The sequence below is a fragment of the Staphylococcus sp. EG-SA-2 genome, assembly GCF_017152085.1.
In genome coordinates, this window is sequence record NZ_JACYHC010000567.1 from 1 (window position 1) to 3,002 (window position 3,002).

The 3,002-nt window shown below is 33.7% G+C and carries 4 protein-coding genes; all 4 read left to right on the forward strand.

Annotation, left to right across the window (positions count from 1 at the left end):
* A partial coding sequence (locus IDG60_RS09755; protein WP_206160652.1) for a RecQ family zinc-binding domain-containing protein occupies positions 1-300 on the forward strand: 300 nt, incomplete at its 5' end.
* A 152-nt stretch (positions 301-452) separates the two neighbouring features.
* Positions 453-1,913: an elastin-binding protein EbpS gene (gene ebpS / locus IDG60_RS09760; protein WP_000069291.1), complete on the forward strand. Its 1,461-nt coding sequence runs from the start codon at positions 453-455 to the stop codon at positions 1,911-1,913.
* A gap of 124 nt (positions 1,914-2,037) precedes the next feature.
* Positions 2,038-2,154 (forward strand): hypothetical protein, encoded by a 117-nt coding sequence (locus IDG60_RS09765; RefSeq protein ID WP_001792205.1) that lies wholly within the window; start codon positions 2,038-2,040, stop codon positions 2,152-2,154.
* 160 nt (positions 2,155-2,314) lie between these two features.
* Positions 2,315-3,002 (forward strand): bacillithiol disulfide reductase YpdA (gene ypdA / locus IDG60_RS09770; protein WP_206160653.1); only part of this gene is annotated, 688 nt, incomplete at its 3' end.

Below are 3,002 nucleotides of genomic sequence, written 5' to 3' on the forward strand. Positions count from 1 at the left end.
CCCGATAAACAAGACGTTTTGACAACGTTGCATTCATTCTATAGTATCGGCGCCTTGAAACAGATATTTAAGCAATCATTTAAACGAAAGCAATTAGGATTCTTTCGCATGATTGGCTATTGCAAATTGGATCAATGTAGACGGAAGTATTTATTAGAATTTTTCGGTGAATATCCACCGGCACAAGATCGATGTTGTGACAATGATTCTAATATAACTGATATCGTAATTTTAAATAAGAAGAAGGTAATTAGAAGTATTGGATTTGATGAAAAGTTGCAAAATTTATTTCTCAGATAGTATTACTTTACTAAAAGAAAATTGACAAGCTATAATTAGTGTATACACAATTGAAAAATGATTGAAATAATTTTGAAAAATATACATAAACATATGTCATGTGGGTATATTTTATGTAAAATCATTGTAATAGAATAGAAAGGAAGATGGCTATGTCTAATAATTTTAAAGATGACTTTGAAAAAAATCGTCAATCGATAGACACAAATTCACATCAAGACCATACGGAAGATGTTGAAAAAGACCAATCAGAATTAGAACATCAGGATACAATAGAGAATACGGAGCAACAGTTTCCGCCAAGAAATGCCCAAAGAAGAAAAAGACGCCGTGATTTAGCAACGAATCATAATAAACAAGTTCACAATGAATCACAAACATCTGAAGACAATGTTCAAAATGAGGCTGGCACAATAGATGATCGTCAAGTCGAATCATCACACAGTACTGAAAGTCAAGAACCTAGCCATCAAGACAGTACACCTCAACATGAAGAGGAATATTATAATAAGAATGCTTTTGCAATGGATAAATCACATCCAGAACCAATCGAAGACAATGATAAACACGAGACTATTAAAGATGCAGAAAATAACACTGAGCATTCAACAGTTTCTGATAAGAGTAAAGCTGAACAATCTCAGCAACCTAAACCATATTTTGCAACAGGTGCTAACCAAGCAAATACATCAAAAGATAAACATGATGATGTAACTGTTAAGCAAGACAAAGATGAATCTAAAGATCATCATAGTGGTAAAAAAGGCGCAGCAATTGGTGCTGGAACAGCGGGTGTTGCAGGTGCAGCTGGTGCAATGGGTGTTTCTAAAGCTAAGAAACATTCAAATGACGCTCAAAACAAAAGTAATTCTGACAAGTCGAATAACTCGACTGAGGATAAAGCGTCTCAAGATAAGTCTAAAGATCATCATAATGGCAAAAAAGGTGCAGCGATCGGTGCTGGAACAGCAGGTTTGGCTGGAGGCGCAGCAAGTAAAAGTGCTTCTGCCGCTTCAAAACCACATGCCTCTAATAATGCAAGCCAAAACCATGATGAACATGACAATCATGACAGAGATAAAGAACGTAAAAAAGGTGGCATGGCCAAAGTATTGTTACCATTAATTGCAGCTGTACTAATTATCGGTGCATTAGCGATATTTGGAGGCATGGCATTAAACAATCATAATAATGGTACAAAAGAAAATAAAATCGCGAATACAAATAAAAATAATGCTGATGAAAGTAAAGACAAAGACACATCTAAAGACGCTTCTAAAGATAAATCAAAATCTACAGACAGTGATAAATCAAAAGAGGATCAAGACAAAGCGACTAAAGATGAATCTGATAATGATCAAAACAACGCTAATCAAGCGAACAATCAAGCACAAAATAATCAAAATCAACAACAAGCTAATCAAAATCAACAACAGCAACAACAACGTCAAGGTGGTGGCCAAAGACATACAGTGAATGGTCAAGAAAACTTATACCGTATCGCAATTCAATACTACGGTTCAGGTTCACCGGAAAATGTTGAAAAAATTAGACGTGCCAATGGTTTAAGTGGTAACAATATTAGAAACGGTCAACAAATCGTTATTCCATAATATAACTATATAAATTGTAACTGAACTGCTATATACAAACGTGCATATTATAAGTATCTCTAAATATTTTGGAGAACTTAAATTGCGCTTATAAGTATGTAGCGGTTTTTTCATTTTTCAAAGTTTGTTATTTAACAAGGTCTTGTCTCGAATATTGGCATATCAATTAAACTTTTTAAATAGTCATCAAAAAGATAAAACACCACAATCAACAAATTTAACGAGGGAGAATAAAAAATAAATCAACATATTAAATTGTAGTGTTATTCAACTCCGTAGCTAACAATTCTCTATGCACATTAAACAAATTGTCAAAAATATATCATAAATCTTCAAGCACAGACTTAGCGCATCAATCACTGAACTGTTATAATAGTTTGGGATTAAAGGAGGCCGAAACAATGCAAAAAGTTGAAAGTATCATAATTGGTGGAGGGCCATGCGGATTAAGTGCGGCTATTGAACAAAAAAGAAAAGGTATTGATACCTTAATTATTGAAAAGGGGAATGTCGTTGAATCAATCTATAATTATCCTACTCACCAAACATTTTTCTCATCAAGTGATAAATTAAGTATTGGGGACGTACCGTTTATCGTTGAAGAAAGTAAACCAAGACGTAATCAAGCGCTAGTTTATTACCGAGAAGTTGTAAAACATCATCAATTAAAAGTAAATGCATTTGAAGAAGTATTAACTGTTAAAAAAATGAATAATAAATTTACTATTACTACGACGAAAGATGTTTATGAATGTCGATTTTTAACAATCGCGACAGGCTATTATGGTCAGCATAATACATTAGAAGTTGAAGGAGCGGATTTACCTAAAGTGTTCCATTATTTTAAAGAGGCACATCCGTATTTTGATCAAGATGTTGTTATTATTGGTGGTAAGAATTCGGCTATCGATGCTGCTTTGGAGTTGGAAAAAGCTGGTGCTAACGTGACGGTTCTATATCGTGGTGGAGATTATTCGCCTTCAATTAAACCGTGGATACTTCCAAATTTCACAGCATTAGTAAATCATGAAAAAATTGACATGGAATTTAATGCTAATGTTACCCAAATAACTGAAGATACTGTGACTT